Below are 20,249 nucleotides of genomic sequence, written 5' to 3'. Positions count from 1 at the left end.
GATACTCAATATCCTCCCCTGCGTCAAAAGATGTACTTATTTCGCCACTTTCTCTTTTTCCTTGATCTTATTTTCCATACGTTCTCTATCACGCTCAAGGATTGGCTTCAAGTAATGACCTGTATGGGATTTTTTGTTGTCAGCTACTTGTTCAGGGGTTCCTGTAGCGATAACTTGGCCACCCTTATCCCCGCCTTCTGGACCAAGGTCAAGAATGTGATCGGCTGCTTTAATAACATCGAGATTATGTTCGATGATCAAAACAGAATCACCATTGTCGACCAGCCGCTGTAATACATCCAAGAGTCGTGCGATATCATCAACATGCAGACCGGTCGTCGGCTCGTCCAGGATATAAAACGATTTCCCAGTGGAGCGGCGGTGGAGCTCACTTGCCAGCTTGACACGCTGCGCTTCCCCGCCTGACAAGGTTGTCGCCGGCTGACCAAGCTTGACATAGCCTAGTCCGACATCGAAAATAGTTTGAAGCTTGCGGCGGATTTTCGGGATGTTTGAGAAAAAGTCGAGCGCTACTTCAATCGTCATATCCAGAACGTCGGCAATATTTTTGCCTTTATATTTAACTTCAAGAGTTTCCCGGTTATAGCGTTTCCCATGACATACTTCACATGGTACATAGACATCAGGGAGGAAGTGCATTTCGATTTTGATAATACCATCGCCCCGGCATGCTTCACAACGGCCGCCTTTAACGTTGAAACTGAAACGTCCTTTTTTATAGCCGCGAATTTTCGCCTCATTGGTCTGGGCAAAAACATCGCGAATGTCATCAAAAACCCCAGTATAAGTAGCCGGGTTGGACCGTGGCGTACGCCCAATCGGTGACTGGTCGATGTCGATCACCTTTTCCAGGTGTTCCATGCCTTTTAGCTCTTTATGCTTACCAGGTTTATGCTTTGCCCGGTTCAGTTTCATCGCCAGTGATTTATATAAAATTTCATTGATCAACGTACTTTTTCCTGAACCGGATACGCCTGTAACCGCTGTAAAGAGTCCGAGAGGTATTTTTGCATCGACTTTTTTCAAATTGTTCTCTTCTGCTTTTTTGATTTCCAGATAACGGCCGTCCGGCTTTCTTCGTTCATATGGTAACGGGATGAATTTTTTCCCGGATAAATATTGCCCGGTCAATGACTTGCGATCCCGCATTACCTGTTTGGGTGTCCCCTGAGAAACAATCTCTCCCCCATGGACCCCGGCACCTGGACCAATATCGATCAAATGATCGGCAGCAAGCATGGTATCTTCATCATGCTCCACTACAATCAGGGTGTTATCAAGGTCACGCATCCGCTGTAAGGTAGAGATCAGCCGGTCATTATCACGTTGATGGAGACCGATTGAAGGCTCATCAAGAACATATAATACCCCTGTCAATGCAGATCCGATTTGTGTGGCCAGTCGAATCCGTTGTGCTTCACCGCCGGAAAGCGTACCGGCAGAACGGGACAGCGTCAAATAATCAAGCCCGACATTGATGAGGAACGTTAATCGCTCACAGATTTCTTTCAAAATCATCCGGGCGATTTTTTCTTCTTTCTCGGTAAGCTCGAGCCCCTCGAAGAAATTCTTCGCTTCTGTTACTGCAAAATCGACAGTATGGCCGATATGCTTGCCGTTGATCAGCACCGACAACGCTTCTTCTTTCAAGCGGTGCCCTTTACACTTCGGACATGGCTTCTGTGCCATGTACTTTTCCATTTGCTCACGGACCCAATCCGAGGTGGTTTCCTTATAACGGCGGGCAATGTTGGTTAATACACCTTCAAAATATATTTTATTTTCCCGCACCCTGCCGAAATCATTTTCATAACGGAAATAGACTTTCTCTTTTCCACTGCCATGAAGGATTTTGTCCATTTGGTGTTTCGGAATATCTTTAACAGGAACATCCATATCGATTCCATAATGAGTGCAGACACTTTCAAGTAGTTGGGGATAATATTGAGAACTTGTCGGTTCCCAGGCGGTGATTGCGTGTTCCCGAAGTGTCTTCGTCCAATCCGGAATAACCAGATCCATGTCTACTTCCAGCTGTGTTCCAAGCCCGTCACATCGCTGGCAGGCACCGAAAGGGCTGTTGAAGGAAAACATGCGTGGTTCCAATTCACCAATGGAAAATCCGCAAATCGGGCAGGCATGATGTTCGCTGAATAACAATTCTTCCTCCCCAATCACATCGACAATCACTTGTCCATCGCCGAGACGAAGTGCTGTTTCAAGTGAATCAGACAGGCGGGACGCGATGCCCTCTTTTACGACAATCCGGTCGACGACTACTTCAATGGAATGCTTTTTATTTTTATCTAAATTGAATTCCTCGGAAATCTCGCGCATTTCTCCATCAACTCGAAGTCGAACATAACCTTCCTGCTGGAGGTTTTCGAATACTTTTACATGTTCCCCCTTTTTTCCGGAAACGACTGGAGCCATAATTTGCAGCTTTGTGCGGTGTTCATACTCCATGATCCGGTCAACCATCTGCTGGACCGTCTGGGAACTAATTTCGATATTATGTTTCGGACAGGTAGGGCGTCCGATACGAGCAAATAACAAACGTAAATAGTCATAAATCTCTGTCACCGTTCCAACGGTCGATCTTGGGTTTCTGCTTGTCGTTTTCTGGTCAATCGAAATTGCAGGCGACAAACCTTCGATGGCATCAACATCAGGTTTGTCCATCTGACCAAGGAACTGACGCGCATAGGCAGATAGAGACTCGACGTAACGGCGCTGTCCCTCGGCATAGACGGTATCAAAGGCCAGGGAAGACTTCCCTGACCCTGACAAACCAGTCAAAACGACAAGTTTATTTTTAGGAATTTCCACATCGATATTTTTAAGGTTATGGGCTCTTGCCCCTTTGATACTTATAGATTTGCTGGCCATATGCCATCATCCTTCCGCTTTAAGTTCCAGAAGTACGTCACGAAGCTCGGCGGCCCGTTCGAAATCGAGATCGCGAGCTGCTTTCTTCATTTCTTTTTCCATGTTCTCGATCATCTTTTCCCGCTCTTTCTTTGTCATCTCTTTTGGCTTCGGTGTGGTTTCATAGTTTTCTTCATCTTCAGCAGCCATGGTCGCGCGGATGACATCACGCACTTCTTTTTTAATCGTAGTTGGGGTGATTCCATGTTCTTCGTTGAAAGCTATCTGCTTTTCTCTTCGTCGCTGTGTTTCTTCCATTGCCATGCCCATCGAGTCGGTAATTTTATCGGCATACATGATCACACGGCCGTTTTCATTACGCGCCGCTCGTCCTGACGTCTGAACTAATGAACGATGGGAACGCAGGAAGCCTTCTTTATCTGCATCAAGGATAGCAACAAGGGAAACTTCTGGAATGTCAAGCCCTTCACGAAGCAGGTTAATCCCTACTAGGACGTCGTATTTACCAAGCCGCAGGTCACGAATGATTTCAATTCGTTCCAATGTCTTGATTTCCGAATGCAGGTAAGCTACTTTGATTCCGAGTTCCTTCAAATAATCCGTCAGGTCTTCCGACATCTTTTTCGTAAGGGTAGTAACCAATACCCGTTCGTCCTTATCGATACGCTTATTGATTTCACCAATCAAGTCATCAATCTGTCCTTTGATTGGACGCACTTCAATCTCCGGATCAAGCAGGCCTGTCGGACGGATGATCTGCTCGACCATTTTCGGTGTATGTTCAAGCTCATAAGGACCAGGTGTCGCTGATACATACATGCTCTGGTTTACTTTGCTTTCAAATTCCTCAAACCTGAGAGGACGGTTATCAAGTGCTGATGGAAGACGGAAGCCGTGGTCGACAAGGACCTGCTTCCTTGCCCTGTCCCCATTATACATTCCGCGAACCTGTGGAAGCGTCACATGCGACTCATCAACCATCACAAGAAAATCTTCCGGGAAATAGTCAATCAACGTATAGGGGGTCGCCCCTTCTTCTCTCAACGTCAGATGGCGGGAATAGTTTTCGATACCGGAACAGAATCCCATCTCCTGCATCATTTCCAAATCATAGTTTGTCCGCTGTTCCAGGCGCTGGGCTTCCAGTAACTTGTTCTCCTCCCGGAACTTCTTCAAGTGCTGTTCTAATTCTTTTTCAATATTCTTAATTGCAATTTTCATCTTTTCCTCGCGGGTTACGAAGTGGGATGCCGGGAAAATAGCTACGTGTTCCCGGTCACCAATAATTTCTCCGGTCAGTACATCTATTTCACGAATCCGGTCGATTTCATCACCAAAGAACTCAACCCGGATCGCATGCTCTTCCCGGGATGCAGGTATGATTTCCACCGAGTCACCCCGGACACGAAAAGTACCGCGCTGGAAATCAATATCGTTCCGTGCATACTGGATATCGACCAAATCACGAAGCAATTCATCACGTTCTTTTTCCATATCTGTACGGATGGAAAGCACCTGGCTGCGATATTCATCCGGATTACCTAGACCATAGATACACGAAACACTTGCCACGATGATGACATCATTCCGCTCAAACAAGGCAGATGTCGCGGAGTGGCGCAGCTTATCGATTTCATCATTGATGCTGGCATCCTTTTCAATAAAAGTATCCGAAGACGGCACATACGCCTCCGGTTGATAATAATCATAATAACTGACAAAATACTCGACTGCATTATTCGGAAAAAACTCCTTGAATTCACTATATAATTGACCAGCCAACGTCTTGTTATGAGCAATGATCAGCGTCGGCTTATTCACTTGCTTAATCACATTCGACATGGTGAACGTCTTCCCGGTACCAGTCGCACCAAGCAAAGTCAGGTGCTTCTCGCCCTCGTTGATCCGTTCTACCAGTTCTTTTATTGCCTGGGGTTGATCCCCTTCTGGTTGATACTGTGAAACAAGCTCGAATTTATTCTCGTTCTCCACAAAGCAACCTCCGTTCCTTGAATATACAACACTAGTTTACCACAATATTATACAATTCTAACATGGATACGAACAAATATTCGATTGAAAAGTCTTTGGAACATATTTCTACCTTCCTATTAGAGTTTTCGACTAAAATTTCATTCCTTACACAAAAAGAAGCGAAAACCCTAGTTTCGGGTATCGCTTCTTTTCTATTTAATATGATTGATCGTACTGATTCACTTCAAACAAATCAATCAGATCAACATCAGGATTTTTGTCCTGGAACCAGCGCAGGGAGAAATCGTTTTTGAATAAAACGAGCGGGTTCCCTTCCCGATCCTGCACTAGCATATTTCGTTCGTCGAACAGTGACTCATCGACCTGACCTTCTTTAAGCCAGCGGGGAATGCGTTCTCCCAGTGGCTGAAGCTCGACTTCAACGTTATATTCGTTTTTCATCCGATATTCGAATACGTCGTATTGCAATTGACCGACGGCTCCAAGGATATAGTCCTCGAATCGATAACGCTTGAACAACTGAATGGCGCCTTCCTGGACGAGCTGCTCAATTCCTTTTTTGAACTGTTTTGATTTCATGACGTTCTTTGCAGTAACTTTTTTGAATTCTTCCGGTGGGAACTGCGGCAGTTCGTCATACTCAAAGTTGGTTTTTCCCGTTAAAATTGTATCGCCGATCCGATAAACGTTCGGGTCGTAGATGCCGATAATGTCGCCGGCATAAGCTTCCTCTATTGTTCCTCTTGAGGAAGCGACAAACTGCTGAGATTGTGCCAGTTTAAAAGTTTTTCCCGTACGTCCCAAGGTTACGTTCATCCCCCGCTCAAACTTTCCAGAGCATATCCGTACAAAAGCGACACGGTCTCGATGTTGGGGATTCATGTTGGCCTGGATTTTGAAAATGAACCCGGAAAACTCCGGATCGTCTGGTGACACGATGCCTTCCGTAGAACGACGTGGCGCCGGGGCAGGTGCCATATCGATGAACGTATCGAAAAAGCCTTCCACCCCAAAAGGTGCTAACGCGCTGCCGAAGAAAACAGGTGTCTGGTCTCCACGCATCACTTTTTCCATGCTGAATTCGTCGCCCGCTTCATCAAGCAGCATTAATTCTTCAAGAGTTTCCTGATAGGTAGGATGTTCGACTAATTCCTGGTGTTCAGGTTTTTCCAAGTCAGAATAAGGAATATATGTTTCTTCCTCGTTGCCACTATAAGAGATGAATTGTTCATGATGGCGGTCGAATACTCCAAGGAACCGCTTGCCCATTCCTGCCGGCCATGTCATCGGGTAGGTTTCAATATCGAGAACTTCCTCGATTTCCTCCATTAATTCAAAAGGCTCTCTACCTTCCCGGTCCAGCTTATTAATAAAAGTGAAGATTGGAATCCCCCGCATTTTACAGACCTTGAACAATTTCAAAGTTTGAGCTTCAATTCCTTTAGTGGCATCGATAATCATGACCACACTGTCCACGGCTGTCAATGTCCGGTACGTATCTTCACTGAAATCTTCGTGGCCCGGGGTATCGAGAATATTCACCTGATAATCCCGATATGGGAAGTTCATTACACTTGAAGTTACAGAAATTCCCCGTTGCTTTTCAATTTCCATCCAATCAGAAGTAGCGAACTTACCGGATTTTTTTCCTTTTACTGTACCAGCTGAGCGAATCAGATTACCGAAGACTAATAATTTTTCAGTCAACGTGGTTTTACCCGCATCCGGGTGAGAGATGATAGCGAAAGTTCGCCGTTTATTCATTTCTTCATTTATACTCATATTTATATCCTCCAATTTATCTTCTCTAAAATTTTCATTCGTTTATGTCAGGCAGGATATAAAATCACATCGGTCTTTTCAACTCCATATTATTATTCCTCGCATAAATAAATCTTTCAATAATATTACTGAAAGCAAAAAAGCCGCTCCCAGCATACATGGCCTGGAGCGGCTTTGTATATGACAACTCCATATCTTGAAAAATAGCACAAAACCGGTGGAAAATCAATCGGCCTTCTGCCCATTCCTTTCAGGTATCTCTCTGTTATGGGGTACAAGTTCGATGTCCATCATCTTCAAAAAAACTTCTTCCAGGTTATGGGCTTGATAAGTCTGATATAAACCAGTAAGTGTATCATCCGCTTTAATTCTGCCATCGCGATATCTACCACATCAATATAACGCACTGCTCTTCCTATCAATGACTCATAGTTGCTTTGCCGTCATCTTCTCCTGTTTCTGTCACCTTCAAAATAGCCACCGCTCCCTTTTGAGCGTGGTTGAACTGATGCGTGACAATCGGATAGCTTCCTTCCTCTGTTACCGTGAATTCCACTACAGCACCTCCACTGGCCGGAAGCATCACAGTTTGCAGTCCTTGGAAGTGGTTATATGGATTGCCATCCATATAGACGTCATCGAAAATGGTCCCCACTACATGGAAAGAGCTGACTTCATTAGGTCCCACGTTGTTAATATACATTCGGATGCGATCTCCAACTTTCGCGAGAAGTGGTTCATCTTTTAGGGAAAAAGTGTCTCCGTTAGTGTTGCGGCCATCTTCGTCAAATGATTTGACTGAAAATACAACCTGGCTTGGTTCCCCATTGGAAAAGTCGTCAAGATTGTTATATTTATACCATTCGTTTTGAATCATGATGAATTCACGATCGATCACATCATCATTTGGATAGCCATCTTTCGGTTTTACGATAATCGTTCCATGCATGCCATTTGCGATGTGGCTCAAAACCGGGCTGGTGCCACAGTGGTACATGAATACCCCAGGTTTCGTAGCAGGAAAACGGAAGGTACCTGTTTCGTCAGGTTCAACATTTGCGAAGTTCTTCGATGGAGCGGTATGAACAGCATGAAAGTCCATACTGTGTGGGATAGCAGGGTCCATATTTTTCAAAGTGAAGTTGATCATATCTCCTTCTTCTACGACGACAACCGGTCCAGGAGCTTCGCCATTGAACGTCCAAGCTTTATAAAAATAATCCTTTTCAATTTCAATATCTGTTATTTGAGCGGTCATTTCGACATTGACTTCATTTTCCCCGACTCGTTCTACTTTCAATGGCACAGGTTCCTGGTTCAAATCCTGATGCGGTTTAATTGCCTCTACTCCCTCACCCGATGCCGCTTCCACTTTTCCACCTGCATCTGTATCACCTTTTTCTGCTGAGTCATTTCCTGACTGGGCACAACCCGCAAACAATCCGAGCAAGAAAAGGAATCCGATCCAAACTGCCAACTTTTTCATTGCATTCACCTCTTTAGTTTTATTTAAGCCCTCTTCATGAAAAGAAGAGGAGATGAATAAGGATTGATGCGGGCCGATAACAAACTTTTTTAATCAAAAGTTTCGAAATTAGTCGGCTCTTTGGTTTCCTCATCTTTTCATCTTAATTTTATCTACATAACTTGCTGGGCAGTGTGATAGGAATCACGCACAATAGGTCAAAATGTGTATACTTCATGGCGTACTTGTGAATGAATTGTAGATAGTGATTCTAATTATTTATTGAGAGTTATCACCTGTTTAGAATGAAACAAATTATCACTAACAAGCTGAGAAATGATTTGCCATCCCTGATATAATAGAACGTAAATAATGCAATCAGTTAGGATGCTCATTATGCAGTCATATTTACTGGAACCGAAGGATATCAAAAAACTTACCGGCAATACCTTTTATACTAGAGGTCTTCGTTATTACAACGGAGGAAAGGTACATGGATTAACTCATAACGCTGCGATTAATTCATGGCGTGCAGTCGTTACAGGTACCGAGGACTACGAAGTTCGCGTGTTTTTCTTTGATGATGACGACCTGGAAGCAAAATGCGAATGCCCTGCTTACAGCAGTTTTTACAGCTGCAAACATATAGCTGCTGTCTTGCTGGCCATCAGGGATCATGCATTGAAGGAATCAGGCTTAAAGGATATTAAAACAGAAACATATGAATCTCAATTCTTACCGATCGATCGCGATCATTTTTCTAAGCGGTTGACAGAAGTATTCGTGCACCAGTCTCAAGAGCAGCAGGCTTTCAATGAGCGCGTGCCTCTGCACGTCCATTATCAGCTTCATCTGCAAACAGCAATGGGAAAAAACATTCTTGGCCTGGAAATGAAGCTTGGCAACAATTATCTATATGTCATTAAAGACTTAGGAGAGTTGCTGGAGCATATTCTTGAGAAAAAGCCTTATGCTATTACCAATAAATTCAGCTACCGGCCGGAAGAACATCGGTTAGAGGAGAATGACCTGGAGATTTTTCAAACGCTTCAAAAAATAGTTCATCAGGAACAGTTCTATAAAGATTCGTACTGGAATCACTCCGCAGAAAAGCGGCGTTTAACCATCCCGCCTGCTTTTGCCGAATCTTTGCTGGACAGGCTGGCTGAACGTGACAGCAGTCTTCATGAGATAAAAGCCAATCATGACCAATGGACGCTGCATGATGAACTTCCTCCGTTCACCATTGAAGTGACAAAGGATAATGAAAACTTTCAGCTTCACCTTTCCGATTTGAAGCAGTATGTATATTTATCTACCTACAGCTTGCTTTACCGTGACGCGGAGTTCTATAAAATTACCGATCAGCAGAAGTCTATTTACGAAAATATCATGAGTGTATTGCCTTATCGCTCAAACGGAAATCATACGATTTCACGTAAATATATGGAACCGGTTCTCTCAGAAGTAATGCCTGCGTTAGAAAAAATTGCAACTGTTTATTATGCCGGACCGGTTAAGGAAACGGTAGTACGTGAACCATTAAAAGCGGAAGTCTACCTCGATATTCATGAAGGTGCCCTCACTGCTGATTTATACTTTAATTACGGTGATTATCAGCTGCGCCCCTTTCTCGCTGCCGAACCGGAAGGGGATAGGATTATACAAAGGAACACCACTGAGGAAAATGCTATTATGCATGTCATTGAAATGAGCGAATTCAAGTTTGATGGCGAACATATCCACCTGACGGATGAAGACGAAATTTTCTACTTCCTTATGGAACAGCTTCCAAGACTAAAACAATTGGCAGATGTTTACCTGTCAGGGGCGGTCAAAAACATGCTCAAGTTTTCGGAAACCGAACTTGTCCCTGCCATTGAAATGTCTCAAGAAGGGAATTGGCTTGATATCGCCTTCTCTATGGATGGAATCACAACCGATGATATTTCCGAAGTGATGAAAGCTGTCATTGAAAAGAAACGATATTATAAATTATCAGAAGGGGCATTACTTGCACTGGACACACCGGCCTTTGACAGGTTTCGAAGGCTCGCGGATGAATTTGAGCTTGAAACCGAAGATATCGATGCCAACCACGTCCAGGTAGCACAAGCCAGAAGTATGCAAGTGGATGAAGTTTTGCATACCACCAAAGAAGAACGCAACGCTGATTTTGATGCTTTGCTCAGCCGTCTGCGGGATCCTTCTACCTATGAAGTCGCGGTACCAGTCAATTTAAATGCTGACTTACGCGACTATCAATTGACTGGGTTCCGATGGATGAAAACGCTGGCTACCTATCGGATGGGGGGCATTCTTGCCGATGATATGGGGTTGGGAAAAACATTGCAGAGCATAACTTTTCTCCTTTCTGAAAAACAAGAAGGGCATATGAAAGAGCCAGCATTGATCGTTGCACCCGCCTCCCTTGTTTTTAACTGGAAAAAAGAAATCGAGCGATTTGCCCCCGCATTTACGGCACAGGCGATATCCGGTGATCCAGAGACCAGACAAAGCCTGCTTGATGCTTCTGAAAAGAATGATATCATCATTACCTCCTATCCGTTATTGCGACAGGACATTTCCGCTTATTCGGATAAGAAGTTCCATACGATGATTTTGGATGAGGCCCAAGCAATTAAAAATGAACAAACCAAAACCGCACAGGCAACACGTTCAATCAAAGCCACCCATCGCTTCGCTCTAAGCGGAACACCGATTGAAAACTCGCTTAACGAATTATGGTCGATATTCCGAACAATTATGCCTGGGTTCTATACAAATAAGAAAAAATTCCTTGCCATGAAACCGGAAAAAATCGCCCAGATTACTCGTCCTTTCATCTTAAGGCGACTGAAAAAAGATGTACTTGAGGAACTTCCCGATAAAATCGAAACGACTCAGTATTCCGAATTAACGAAAGAACAAAAACAGATTTATCTGGCATATCTGGAAAAAATCCAGTCGGAAGTCAAAGAGACGATTGCAACGAAAGGGTTCCAACGCGGTAAGCTGGAAATCCTGGCAGGATTAACACGACTGCGGCAGATTTGTTGTCACCCAGGCCTGTTTCTTGAAAACTACCAGGGTGAATCTGGCAAGCTGACACAATTGAAAGAGCTTGTTACCGAATTGAAAGAGGGAGGACATCGCCTGCTCATTTTCTCTCAATTTTCCAGTATGTTGAAGTTGATGTACAACGAGCTGGAACAGATGGGGGTGGAGGCATTCTATTTAGATGGAAGTACTAAATCGGAAGATCGCCTTGAACAGGTCGACCGATTTAATGATGGAGAAAAAGATGTCTTCTTTATTTCCCTGAAAGCTGGTGGCACCGGCCTGAACCTTACCGGAGCCGACACAGTCATCCTTTACGACTTATGGTGGAATCCAGCAATCGAGGAACAAGCGGCCGGCCGCGCCCATCGTATCGGGCAAAAAAAGGTCGTCCAAGTCATTCGTATGTTGGCAGAAGGCACGATTGAAGAACGTATCCACCAGCTGCAGCAGAAAAAACGGGACCTCGTTGATCAAATTATACAACCAGGTGAAACCATGCTGACCAGCCTCAAAGAAGACGAAATACGCCAGCTACTGGATATGTAAAACACTTTTATTTGAAATGCAACCTTACTAAAACCAAAAAAACTAAGAAAAGCCTGGAGTAATTTAACTACTCCAGGCTTTTTAATGACTGAACGGCTTACAAGCAGTGTTCAGGCTTTCTTAATATGACGTTTTTTCAGTTTGAACCAATAACCGCCAAGTACACTGGCTCCAACCATCATGGTAAGCGTCGAAACAATCATATGGATGGATGAGAGTAAGACCGTATTCTTTGTTACAACAATCATAATGCCGACTACGGCATTCAATAGAATAAAAATCATATAAGCCCAGGCTAATGTCAGATGATAACGGAATTTCGATGAATAAATCAAAAACCATAAAGCAGCTACAAACACGATGACGGTAGCCACCCAATGTAAGGAATAGATCACGTTAGCGATACTTTCGCTTGTAATTAAATATTCATGGGCCGGGATATCCAAGATTACATTGGATGCACGACTGTGCTTAAAAAAAGCACCCAGCACAGTTTGAAAAATATAAAACAGGAATCCTACGGTAAAAGCTTTATAACTCATCGCAACTGCTTCTCTATGATGAGGCTCTACTGGAGATTCACGTTCATGCAGACTGTAGCTCAACAACACCATCGTCACAAGGAGCAGCTGACTGAACATGACATCGAATGTAGAAAAGCCGGGAGGGGTCCCTAATAATACATTAAGACCGCCTATAACAGATTGGAAGATCAATAATCCAAAACTAAGCATAGATAACCATCGTACTGCTTTTGATTGACGGTTTGTAATAAAGGCACCAACCGCGTTAATCAAGATGACAACACCCAGAAGAGTAGTGAAAATTCGATGAGAATATTCAATCACGACGTGATAATCAGTAAAAACTGGTATCAGGGAGCCATTACAGAACGGCCAGTCCGCTCCACAAGCATCTCCGGATTCTGTGGCAACGACCAGGTTGCCTAATATTAAAGCGAGAAAAGTAAAAACAACGGTAAAAATTGAAAATTTTCGCATCAGCTTATCCCTCTATTTCAGTCGAATGAACTCGATGACCAATTACATAACTATACGAATCATATCATGATATTCTACCATATAAGAAGCAATTAGACATATTTCGCCCATGAACATTTTGTGAACCTACTGTTTTATCGTATCACTCAAGGGTAAATTTTAACCAAAAGGAGGAGTTTACATGTTTAAAGCTTATCTATTCGATGCTTATGGTACCTTGTTTGATGTTCATTCTGTCACGGAAAAACTGGAAGAAGTTTACCCCGAAAAAGGCCATGATGTCAGTCAGGAATGGCGAAAAAGACAAGTGCATTATTTTATGATCCGCCAACTGATCGATAGTTATCAGCCTTTCGATCAAATCACCCGACACTCCCTTATCGACGCTTTAGAATTTAATCAGGCAGAATATGATACGGGGAGATTGGAAGAATTGATGGAAGCTTATCGGCATCTAAAGCCGTTTGAAGAGGTGAAGCGTCTTACCACAAATTTACCTGACCATCGTTTGACGATATTTTCGAATGGTACCAACGATATGCTCCTTCCATTACTAAAAAATAATCAGCTTGATCAAACTTTTTCTATTTTAAGTGCAGATGAACCAAAGATATATAAGCCCGATCCAAAAGCTTACGCATTTGCCCACCGACAATTGGAAATAGCAGATCCAAAAGAGATTTTATTCCTCTCAAGCAATCCTTGGGACATTGCAGGCGCTAAAAACTACGGATTCTCAACTGCCTGGGTAAACAGAAGCCAGCAAAAGTGGCCTTCTTTAGGTATACAGCCCGATTTTATCTACCAGGACCTGAATGAATTACCATAAAACCAGAAGCCCCAGTCACTATGACTGAGGCTTTCCTTATTTCGCTTTTCTTGCCGCTCGCTGTAATGGATCCCATACTCCGTTAAAAGGAGGTGCATAAGAAAGGTCAAGATCAAGCAGATCTTCTGTTGTCATTTCGTGGAATAAGGCTGTCGCTAACACATCGATCCGTTTATCAACACCTTCGCCTCCAACAATCTGTACCCCCAGCACCTGCATATTTTCCTTATGATAAGTCAGTTTCAGTGTCATTTTTTCCGAACCCGGATAATAGCCTGCCCTATCGGTCGCTTTAATGGTTACACTGTGACAGGGAATGTCCATTTGTTGAGCTTCTGACTCAGAAATACCAGTCCTGCCCAGGTTCAAATCACAAAATTTGATAATCGACGACCCTACGACTCCTTTAAACGCTTTCGTTCGACCGGCCATATTCAACCCTGCAATCCCACCTTGTTTATTAGCATGAGTGCCTAGCGGAATATAGTCATCTTTTTTCTTGATCCGGTGGAACTGGGTAGCACAGTCACCTGCCGCATATATATCCTTGATGTTCGTTTCCATATAAGCGTTGACTTGTATGGCGTCCTTAATAGTCAAGTAGAGGCCGGTGCCTCTTAAGAAAGAAGTGTTCGGTGCTACACCTACAGCCACCAGCACAAGATCCGTGTCATAGGATCCCTTATCTGTCACAACTTTTTCCACTTTGTCTGTCCCCTCGAATCCTTCGACGTTTTCTCCTAAATTTAATTGTATATGCTGCTTTTCTGCTTCTTCGTGGATATGAGCAGCCATATCTTCATCGAAAATTTTAGCCAGCTGGCTGCCACGTTCGATAATTCTTACATTTTTATTCAGGTGGACAAAGCTTTCTGCCATTTCAAGTCCGATATACCCTCCACCGATTATGGTCACGTTATTAATGTCCTTCCCCATATACTCCATAATCCTCTCGGCATCCGGAATGGTTTTCAACTGATAAACTCCCGGCAGTTCCACTCCTTCCCATGGAGGACACACAGGACTGGCTCCGGTTGCTACCAATAATCGATCATAGCTTTCCTGAAAAGGTTCATCTGTATCCAGATTAGTACCATGAACTACTTTTTGTTCACAATCAACACGGGTAACCTCGTGCCTTGTTCTTGCATCGATTCCATACTTTTCCCGAAATGTCTCAGGTGTTCTGGCAATCAAATCATCTGTAGAACCCACTTCACCGCCAATAGCATAAGGCAGACCGCATTGGCCATAAGAATAAATGCTTCCTTTCTCAAAGGTCACAATTTCGTGATTGTCACTGTTTCTTACAATTTGCATGGCCGCACTCATCCCGGCGGCGTCCCCTCCTATAATGACATATTTCATCTATCTATCCCTCCTATAATAAGCGGTCATTCTATCTATTTCCTTTTGTAAAATTAATGGCAAATTATAACTGGGTGCCACACTGGTCAGTTGTTCCCCTGTAATCGGGTGGGGAAAAGATAGTGTTGCCGCATGCAATGCCTGCCGATCATAGCCATCCTTCTTATTTCCATACAGGCGATCACCCGCAACAGGGTGACCAATATGACTCATATGTACACGGATCTGATGCGTCCTTCCGGTTTGAAGCTTCAGTTTCACAAGGCTGACATTTTGCTGGGTATCATAGTTGAGAACCTTATACTCAGTAACAGCCTTTTGCCCGCCTGGTGATACTCGCTTTCTTGTCGGATGGTGGCGGTCTTTACCTATTGGCTTGTCAATTACTCCTTCACTGCGTTTAAGCTGCCCATGTACGATGGCAAGGTACGTGCGGCTGATGCTTCTTTGTTCCAGATAGCGATCCAGTGTGGCACCAGCCAGTGCATGCTTGGCGAACAGCACAGCACCGGAAGTTTCTCGATCCAGACGATGGATATGCCTTACCTTAGTCAGTACCCTATTTTCCTGAAAATAAAAAGCTACACGATTCGCCAAGGTTCCTGTCTGTCCAGGTACATTCGGATGCGTATCTATACCCGCGGGTTTATTCACGACAAGCAGATGATCATCTTCCAATAGGACATCCAGCTTTTTATTGTCAGGTACAATCCCGTAATCCTCTGCTTGAAATAATCGTATTTGAAGGATTTCTCCGCCTTGAAGGACCCTTGACCAGGACACGGTTTGACCGTTTACAATTACATCTTTATTCATCCGGAAGTGATGAAGCATTTTTTTAGGAATCTTTAAATTTTCTTTTAAAATTTGTTCGATCTTTTTGTTTTTCCATTCTTCAGGAACAATGATTTCACACCATTCTCCCGCCTTCGTCATTTGCATAAGCTACCAACTTTCTACTTAATTAATCTATAAAACTTTTTTCTTAATTATCAGAAATCCTGTTTATTTCACTGTAGACAGGTTATCTTATCTATGTATCATACTAAAGGAGGTATTATGATGAGTCATGAGAAGTATTCAACAGTAATTGAAACATTGCACGAATGTATGGAGGCATGTAACCATTGCTTTATTTCCTGTCTCGGTGAGGAACATGTAAAAGAAATGGCCGAATGTATTCGCCTTGACCGCGAATGTGCTGATATTTGCTCTCTATTTGAACAATCCTTGACCCGTGACACCCCTTATGTCCAAGAGCTTGCCCAATTATGTGCAAAAGCATGCCGTGACTGTGGTGAAGAATGTGCGAAGCATGATCACGACCATTGCCAAAAATGTGCAGAGGCTTGCCGCAAGTGTGCAGATGAATGTGAAAAGCTGATTGCATAATACAATAGCTTAGAAACACTTGGCTTATCGCCAAGTTCTTATGGCGAAAGCCTAAATGTTTATTATACTTTAATCCTTTTACAAAGTTAAACATTCTTAAAGTATGAAAAAAGCTGTCATTGAAAAGTTTATCGCTTTTCTAATGACAGCTTTTTTGTAATTATTTTGAAGAGAAGAGACTGGCAAACCACTGGAATATAGCATCCTTCCAGGAAGAATTTTCTTCTGAATCGTTTTCTTCCGTTTTTACAGGCTCTCCATTCGATGCTTGTACTACATCCAATTTGCCTGTCGTCAGTATTTCATCGTCAGACTCAATCAGTAAATAGCCCTTTCTTGTTACTTGTTCCGTAATCTCCGAATTGTTTTCTTTGGTATAAGCCAGCGGTTCTGGCAATTCATACTCTTCTCCATTTGTCTTATATGTCTTTCCAGCAGGAATAGAAGAAGTTTCGTAATTTTCAAAGCCATAGTCAAATAATTTTCCGGCTTCCGTATAAGCATGTTCTGCATTGTTCGCTTTCAGAATGACAGCAATTAATTCCATCCCATCACGTTCTGCGGACCCTACCAGTGTATGGCCTGATTTTGAAACCCAGCCGGTTTTTACTCCGGTTGCATCATCATATCTCCAAAGCAGACGATTATGATTGATGATGGTTGTCTCCCATTCTTCGCCTTTCCAGTCTAACTCCTTCGTGCCCACTATTTCCTTAAACGTCTCATTTTTCATCGCGTATTTTGTGATCTTCGCCATATCCTCTGCCGTAACGTAGTGGTCATCATCATAAAGCCCATGCGGATTCGTGAAGTTAGAATTCTTAACCCCAGCTTTTTCTTCAGCAAAAGCATTCATCACTTGTGTAAAGTTTTCCACACTGCCGGCCAGGTGTTCAGCAATAGCCACGCCTGCATCATTCCCTGAGTTCATCAACAGTCCCTGAACTAATTTCTTAAGCGGTACTTCTTCTCCTTCTTCTAAATATACCCTGGTACCGTCTGCATTCCTCGCCTCTTCACTAATAATTACTTTATCCTCCAGGTTTCCTTGTTCAATAGCAATAATACCTGTAAGGATTTTCGTAATACTTGCCGGGTACATCTTCTTTTCCCTGTTTTTTTCGTATAATACTTGGCCGCTTTCCCCATCTATCAAAATAGCAGCCTCACTTTGGATGGATAAGTTTTCGCTTTTTTCTGCAAAGCCTGTCTGTGGAGTATAGGCAGCCAGTAATAGAACGATAATTAATATAATCTTAATTCGTTTTATCATCTTATTTCCTCCAGCATATCTAATAGTTGTCTGACTTTTTCTTTCTCGATTATAAACGAAGATTCCTTAATTGAAAAAGGAAGATGCAGGAAGTTTATTTATAACAAGAATCCTTTTACTTTTCTGCATAAAATCTCGATACAAATCAGTTATATTTACCCTGTATGAATTTTTTTACTCTTTGGTTCTGTGAAATGTTGTTGTTAATTTTTTAGGATATTTGTCCCATAAACGTGCCGAAAAGTCGAAGACTTTATTTCGAGATACTTTGGGATCCGTTGTCGAATTCGGGGTAAGGGCGGCTGGGAACCGGTTCGCTTTCTAGCTTCATCGCCTAGACACTCGCGACATAAGCAGTCCATCAACGGGAAGAAAGACCACTTCCCTTTTTCCGCCCCTCCCCACCGTTACTAACGTAACGGAAAACAACTTTGTAAAAGAATTTAATGGAGGATTTAGTCATGATTAAAAAATTATTTCTTATAACTAGTATCAGCACAGCAATTATCCTGACCGGATGCAGCCAAAATGATGAAAGCCAGCCAGATGGAGAAACACAAAAGGAGAACACAGAACAAACTGACAAACAGGAAAACCAGGAGAAAACTGGAGATTTATCTGACTTCCTACAGTCTTTTGAAGGAACTGTCAATCATGTTCATGGGATCGGCTACATACACCCTGATGCCGGGATGGCATTCGCCACCCATAGCGGACTGAAATTTTATCAAGATGGGGATTGGGTGGAAACAAAAGAACAATTTAATGATTATATGGGTTTCACAGCGGTGGATAATGGTTTTTATACATCGGGCCATCCCGGTAAAGACTCCGATCTCCCTAATCCCCTTGGATTAAAGAAGAGCACTGATGGCGGTCAAACCTTGGAGGATTTAGGCTTTGAAGGGGAAAGTGATTTTCATACGATGGGAGTCGGTTATAATAACCACGCCATTTACCTGGTGAATATCCAGCCCAATTCTGAATTGGATGCTGGTTTCTATCGGAGCCTTGATGATGGAGAAACGTGGGAAGCCATTGAGGCTGCGGGTATAAGCACAAGTCCGTTCGCTTTGGCTGTTCACCCAACAGATAAAAATGTCGTTGCTGCCTCTACTCAAAATGGAATATACCTAAGTAAAGACGGCGGGCAGACTTTTGAACCTGTCAAAGAAAATACCCAGGGTACTGCATTATATTTTGAAGAAGAACGTTTATACTTTGCAACATATTCGTCTGAGCCCAAACTGGAGTCTATTAATCTGAAAGATACGACAGCCGATACGTTGTCCTTGCCTGAAATCGGAAACCAAGCCATCTTATACGTGGCAAAAAATCCAGATAATGAAGACGAAATCACGCTTCTTTCCAGTGACGGGGAGAAAGAAAATGCCTTTATCTCTACAGACGAGGGAGAGAACTGGAAGCAGATTCTTGATCAAGGAAAAACGATTTCGAAGTGATATAACTGTCATATAAAAACACGTTTCTTCTTTTACCCTACGAGGTACATTTATTATATAAGAAGATGTTTCATCTTATATAAGGAGGTATTGTAAATGGCAGCAAAAGTACAGCCGACAGTTGCTGAAGAGAAACGTAAACAGGACGATGTGGAGGTACTTGATGTACGGACTGAAGAAGAAGTGGAAGCAGGTATGATTCCAGGTGCCATTCACATCCCGTTAGATGAAGTAGAGAACAAAATGGACAAGTTAAATCAGGATAAAGAGTATATCACCGTCTGTGCTTCCGGGAAAAGAAGTGACCAGGCCGCTGACCTATTGAATGAACAAGGCTATCAGGCAAAGACACTCGACGGAGGCATGCACGAATGGAACGGTGAAGTTACTCAATAACCATGGGAAGACAAACGAACAATAGATACATCAGCAAAACTACATATAATTCCCATACCCTTTACCTGGAGGGTATACTTATATAGGGGGGGATTCATTATGGATAATAAGCAAACAAATACGATTAAACGAAGGTATAATCGTATTTCAGGGGTATTTGATTTGATGGACCGGATGATTCGGGAGAAATGGCGGAAGGAACTTCTAGAACATGCGAGTGGAAAAGTGTTAGAAGTAGGAGTTGGAACTGGAGTTAATCTTAAATACTATCCCGGTCACGTGGAAGTGACAGGGATTGACTTCAGCCCTATGATGTTAAAAAAAGCTCGTGAAAAAGCAGATAATCTGCCTCTATCATTTGAGCTTATGGAAATGGACGCCCAGCAGATGAATTTAGCTGATAATACATTTGATACGGTGGTCTCCACCTGTGTCTTTTGTTCTGTCCCTGATCCAATTCAGGGTTTAAAGGAAATACGCCGGGTTACGAAGCCTAAGGGGAAAATCATCATGCTGGAACATATGCGCAGTGATAATGAAATAATAGGCAAAGCAATGGATGTGCTGAACCCAATTGGCCTCCATATCGTCGGAGCTAATATCAATCGGAAAACAATGGACAATATTAAGCAGGCAGGTTTAAAAGTGGTGAAAGAAGATTACTTAATGGCTTCAATCATGCGACGCCTGATCCTCTCACCTAATAAAGACGAGAATGAATAAATGAAGGCTGTGGAGGACTCATCCTCACACAGCCTAAAATAAC

Annotated in this window: 14 protein-coding genes; 6 read left to right on the top strand and 8 right to left on the bottom strand. The window is 43.0% G+C overall.

What is annotated here, in order from left to right:
• Positions 1-36: 36 nt before the first annotated feature.
• The 4 genes from uvrA to FHS45_RS09850 form a co-directional block, all read right to left on the bottom strand.
• Positions 37-2,910, bottom strand: coding sequence for an excinuclease ABC subunit UvrA (gene uvrA, locus FHS45_RS09865; RefSeq protein ID WP_062441287.1), 2,874 nt, complete (start codon positions 2,908-2,910; stop codon positions 37-39).
• Between the two features lie 6 nt (positions 2,911-2,916).
• Positions 2,917-4,902, bottom strand: a complete 1,986-nt coding sequence (gene uvrB, locus FHS45_RS09860; protein WP_062441291.1) for an excinuclease ABC subunit UvrB — start codon at positions 4,900-4,902, stop codon at positions 2,917-2,919.
• Positions 4,903-5,100: 198 nt separating this feature from the next.
• Entirely contained in the window at positions 5,101-6,687 is a 1,587-nt protein-coding gene (locus FHS45_RS09855) for a peptide chain release factor 3 (protein WP_062441294.1), read from the bottom strand.
• A gap of 418 nt (positions 6,688-7,105) precedes the next feature.
• On the bottom strand, positions 7,106-8,173 hold the full coding sequence (locus FHS45_RS09850) for a multicopper oxidase domain-containing protein (RefSeq protein WP_062441297.1): 1,068 nt from the start codon (positions 8,171-8,173) through the stop codon (positions 7,106-7,108).
• 375 nt (positions 8,174-8,548) lie between these two features.
• Here FHS45_RS09850 and FHS45_RS09845 point away from each other — a divergent pair, with 375 nt between their 5' ends.
• The gene (locus tag FHS45_RS09845) at positions 8,549-11,761 is read left to right on the top strand and encodes a DEAD/DEAH box helicase (protein ID WP_062441300.1); all 3,213 of its coding nucleotides are present in this window, start codon (positions 8,549-8,551) and stop codon (positions 11,759-11,761) included.
• 110 nt (positions 11,762-11,871) lie between these two features.
• Here the strand turns inward: FHS45_RS09845 and FHS45_RS09840 are convergent, their stop codons facing one another.
• A complete protein-coding gene (locus FHS45_RS09840; RefSeq protein WP_062441303.1) occupies positions 11,872-12,762 on the bottom strand; it encodes a COX15/CtaA family protein in 891 nt (296 codons plus the stop codon).
• 181 nt (positions 12,763-12,943) lie between these two features.
• Between FHS45_RS09840 and FHS45_RS09835 the strand changes: the two genes are divergently transcribed.
• The gene (locus FHS45_RS09835; protein WP_062441306.1) at positions 12,944-13,591 is read left to right on the top strand and encodes a haloacid dehalogenase type II; all 648 of its coding nucleotides are present in this window, start codon (positions 12,944-12,946) and stop codon (positions 13,589-13,591) included.
• Positions 13,592-13,627: 36 nt separating this feature from the next.
• On the opposite strand, the gene FHS45_RS09830 is transcribed toward FHS45_RS09835, so the two are convergent.
• Together FHS45_RS09830 and FHS45_RS09825 are read right to left on the bottom strand one after the other, a co-directional pair.
• Positions 13,628-14,959 (bottom strand): CoA-disulfide reductase, encoded by a 1,332-nt coding sequence (locus tag FHS45_RS09830; protein WP_062441310.1) that lies wholly within the window; start codon positions 14,957-14,959, stop codon positions 13,628-13,630.
• Positions 14,960-15,901 carry an RluA family pseudouridine synthase gene (locus FHS45_RS09825; RefSeq protein WP_062441314.1) on the bottom strand — a complete coding sequence of 314 codons (942 nt, stop codon included), beginning with the start codon at positions 15,899-15,901 and terminating at the stop codon, positions 14,960-14,962.
• A gap of 120 nt (positions 15,902-16,021) precedes the next feature.
• Between FHS45_RS09825 and FHS45_RS09820 the strand changes: the two genes are divergently transcribed.
• Entirely contained in the window at positions 16,022-16,351 is a 330-nt protein-coding gene (locus FHS45_RS09820) for a four-helix bundle copper-binding protein (protein WP_062441317.1), read from the top strand.
• A gap of 160 nt (positions 16,352-16,511) precedes the next feature.
• Here FHS45_RS09820 and FHS45_RS09815 read toward each other — a convergent pair whose 3' ends face one another.
• Entirely contained in the window at positions 16,512-17,624 is a 1,113-nt protein-coding gene (locus tag FHS45_RS09815; protein WP_062441320.1) for a D-alanyl-D-alanine carboxypeptidase family protein, read from the bottom strand.
• Positions 17,625-18,085: 461 nt separating this feature from the next.
• Here FHS45_RS09815 and FHS45_RS09810 point away from each other — a divergent pair, with 461 nt between their 5' ends.
• From FHS45_RS09810 to FHS45_RS09800, 3 genes are all read left to right on the top strand, one after another.
• Complete coding sequence (locus FHS45_RS09810; RefSeq protein WP_062441323.1) at positions 18,086-19,087, top strand: F510_1955 family glycosylhydrolase; 1,002 nt, start codon at positions 18,086-18,088, stop codon at positions 19,085-19,087.
• A 96-nt stretch (positions 19,088-19,183) separates the two neighbouring features.
• Positions 19,184-19,483: a rhodanese-like domain-containing protein gene (locus tag FHS45_RS09805; RefSeq protein WP_062441327.1), complete on the top strand. Its 300-nt coding sequence runs from the start codon at positions 19,184-19,186 to the stop codon at positions 19,481-19,483.
• A gap of 99 nt (positions 19,484-19,582) precedes the next feature.
• On the top strand, positions 19,583-20,206 hold the full coding sequence (locus tag FHS45_RS09800) for a class I SAM-dependent methyltransferase (RefSeq protein ID WP_062441330.1): 624 nt from the start codon (positions 19,583-19,585) through the stop codon (positions 20,204-20,206).
• Positions 20,207-20,249: the final 43 nt, after the last annotated feature.

The sequence above is a fragment of the Thalassobacillus devorans genome (genome assembly GCF_011761345.1).
Classification (GTDB): Bacteria; Bacillota; Bacilli; order Bacillales; family Halobacillaceae; genus Thalassobacillus; species Thalassobacillus devorans.
This window is presented reverse-complemented; position numbering and strand designations above follow the sequence as displayed.

Bases quoted from the DNA above. Each gene is read 5' to 3' on its own strand.
- FHS45_RS09805 (WP_062441327.1), top strand. From the start codon at position 19,184: ATGGCAGCAAAAGTACAGCCGACAGTTGCTGAAGAGAAACGTAAACAG.
- FHS45_RS09800 (WP_062441330.1), top strand. From the start codon at position 19,583: ATGGATAATAAGCAAACAAATACGATTAAACGAAGGTATAATCGTATT.
- FHS45_RS09830 (WP_062441310.1), bottom strand. From the start codon at position 14,959: ATGAAATATGTCATTATAGGAGGGGACGCCGCCGGGATGAGTGCGGCC.
- FHS45_RS09815 (WP_062441320.1), bottom strand. From the start codon at position 17,624: ATGATAAAACGAATTAAGATTATATTAATTATCGTTCTATTACTGGCT.
- FHS45_RS09835 (WP_062441306.1), top strand. From the start codon at position 12,944: ATGTTTAAAGCTTATCTATTCGATGCTTATGGTACCTTGTTTGATGTT.
- uvrA (WP_062441287.1), bottom strand. From the start codon at position 2,910: ATGGCCAGCAAATCTATAAGTATCAAAGGGGCAAGAGCCCATAACCTT.
- FHS45_RS09855 (WP_062441294.1), bottom strand. From the start codon at position 6,687: ATGAGTATAAATGAAGAAATGAATAAACGGCGAACTTTCGCTATCATC.
- FHS45_RS09845 (WP_062441300.1), top strand. From the start codon at position 8,549: ATGCAGTCATATTTACTGGAACCGAAGGATATCAAAAAACTTACCGGC.
- FHS45_RS09810 (WP_062441323.1), top strand. From the start codon at position 18,086: ATGATTAAAAAATTATTTCTTATAACTAGTATCAGCACAGCAATTATC.
- FHS45_RS09825 (WP_062441314.1), bottom strand. From the start codon at position 15,901: ATGCAAATGACGAAGGCGGGAGAATGGTGTGAAATCATTGTTCCTGAA.
- FHS45_RS09850 (WP_062441297.1), bottom strand. From the start codon at position 8,173: ATGAAAAAGTTGGCAGTTTGGATCGGATTCCTTTTCTTGCTCGGATTG.
- FHS45_RS09820 (WP_062441317.1), top strand. From the start codon at position 16,022: ATGAGTCATGAGAAGTATTCAACAGTAATTGAAACATTGCACGAATGT.
- FHS45_RS09840 (WP_062441303.1), bottom strand. From the start codon at position 12,762: ATGCGAAAATTTTCAATTTTTACCGTTGTTTTTACTTTTCTCGCTTTA.